This is a genomic window from Amycolatopsis sp. NPDC051071, assembly GCF_040682875.1.
Lineage (GTDB): Bacteria > Actinomycetota > Actinomycetes > Mycobacteriales > Pseudonocardiaceae > Amycolatopsis.
Genome location: NZ_JBFBBY010000323.1, coordinates 1 through 1978 on the forward strand (window position 1 = coordinate 1; position 1978 = coordinate 1978).

Genomic DNA, 1978 nt, shown 5'->3' on the forward strand with positions numbered 1-1978 from the left:
ATCGCCTGGAGGCGGGCCTGCAGCACCTGCAAGGCACGGGCGCGGTTCTGGATCTGCGACTTCTCGTTCTGGCACGAGACGACCACGCCGGTCGGAAGATGCGTGATGCGCACCGCCGAGTCGGTCGTGTTGACGCTCTGCCCACCGGGACCGGACGAGCGGTAGACGTCGATCCGCAGGTCGTTGGGGTCGATCTCGACCTCGACGTCCTCGGGTTCGGGGTAAATGAGCACGCCGGACGCGGAGGTGTGGATGCGGCCCTGCGATTCGGTCGCGGGCACCCGCTGCACGCGGTGCACCCCGCCCTCGAACTTCAGGCGCGCCCAGACACCGTCGACGTCGGCCGAACGGCTCTTGATGGACACGGTGACGTCCTTGAAGCCGCCGAGGTCCGAGTCGACCGAGTCGAGGACCTCGGCCTTCCAGCCGTGACGCTCGGCGTAGCGCAGGTACATGCGCAGCAGGTCGCCGGCGAACAGCGCCGACTCCTCGCCGCCTTCACCCGATTTGATCTCCATGACCACGTCGGACCCGTCGTACGGGTCACGCGGCAGGAGCAGTTCGGTGAGCTTGCTCTCGAGCACGGGGATCTTGGCGGAGATCTCCTCGGCCTCGGCCGCGAAAGTCGAGTCTTCCGAGGCCAGCTCCTTCGCCGCTTCGAGGTCTTCTCGGGCTGAGTCGAGGTCTCGGATCGTCTTGACGACCGGGCTCAGCTCCGCGTAGCGACGGCCGAGCTTGCGTGCGCGCGCCTGATCGGCGTGCACGGACGGGTCAGCCAGCTGTTTTTCCAGCTGGGCGTGCTCCTCGAGCAGACCCTTCAGCGAACTCGAATCCACCACTCCACCTCTCTGAGACCCTTGGCCGGACAACGAAAACGGCGCCTACCCGAACCTGCGGGTAGGCGCCGTCGAACAAGCTACTTGGCGTCTTCGGCCTTCTTGCGCTTGCCGTAGCGAGCCTCGAAGCGCGCGACGCGGCCGCCGGTGTCCATGAGCTTCTGCTTGCCGGTGTAGAACGGGTGGCAGTTCGAGCAGATCTCGACGTGGAGGCTGCCGGAGGTCTTGGTGCTGCGCGTGGTGAAGGTGTTACCGCAGTCGCAGTTCACGTTCGTGACCACGTACTCGGGGTGAATACCGCTTTTCATGGTGTCCTCTCTCGTTGGCTCCGGGTCCCCATGCGGGGTGAACCGGTGCCGGACTTCAGCGGGTTATTTTGCCAGATGCGCTGGCAGTGGGGTTAACGCACCCCTGCTCCGGCATATTCCAGCACGTTGAGTAATCAACCATCGACACCGAGTTGTACGAAATTTGTACCGTCGCGCGGGATGGTTCCCCGGTTGGTAATTCCTCAACAGGAGGTACTGAACATGCGCACTATCCTCGCCAAGGTCGCGAAGCCCGCGTTCGTCGCCGCCTTGGCCGCCGCGGCCTTCGCCGTGGCACCGGTCGCCGGAGCAGCTCCGGCCGTCCACGACGCGGGCGCCACCATCACCGCCGCCGACATCAACCCGGCGGCGGGCACGTTCACCACCGTGCCCGAAGGCGACCTCACCATCCAGGGCGCCGGTGACGGCACCCCCGCCGGCGCTGTCCAGTGGTACAAGAACCACGCGGGCTCGACCGCGTACCAGGGCCTCTGCGAGAAGGCCGCCGAGAACGCCTACGGCACCACGGGCATCTGGGCCTCGGCCAACGCGCACTGGAACGGCGCGAGCCCGAAGCACACGACCGGGACGCCGCCGAAGGGCTCCTTCGTGTACTGGAACATCAGCCAGTGGGGTCACGTCGGCATCGCCGACGGCAGCGGCGGGATCTACGCCTCCAGCATCGGCGGCAAGATCGGCCACGCTTCGAGCGTGCACTACTTCAACAACTACCGGGGCTGGACCCCGGCCGCCCGCCCGCGCCACTAAGGAGCGGCACCACGCGGCACCAGGTCTCGGGGTGGGGGGTGTGTTTTTTTGGGGGTTATATAGCAA

The 1978-nt window shown here is 66.3% G+C and carries 3 protein-coding genes; 1 reads left to right on the plus strand and 2 read right to left on the minus strand.

Annotated features, from left to right (window positions below):
* Positions 1 to 836, minus strand: an 836-nt coding sequence (locus AB0M65_RS40785) for a PCRF domain-containing protein (protein ID WP_364041025.1), incomplete at its 3' end; no start/stop codon positions are given.
* Between the two features lie 80 nt (positions 837 to 916).
* Positions 917 to 1144 carry a 50S ribosomal protein L31 gene (rpmE, locus tag AB0M65_RS40790; protein ID WP_364041028.1) on the minus strand — a complete coding sequence of 76 codons (228 nt, stop codon included), beginning with the start codon at positions 1142 to 1144 and terminating at the stop codon, positions 917 to 919.
* A 222-nt stretch (positions 1145 to 1366) separates the two neighbouring features.
* Between rpmE and AB0M65_RS40795 the strand changes: the two genes are divergently transcribed.
* Complete coding sequence (locus AB0M65_RS40795; protein WP_364041031.1) at positions 1367 to 1912, plus strand: CHAP domain-containing protein; 546 nt, start codon at positions 1367 to 1369, stop codon at positions 1910 to 1912.
* Positions 1913 to 1978 lie beyond the last annotated feature (66 nt).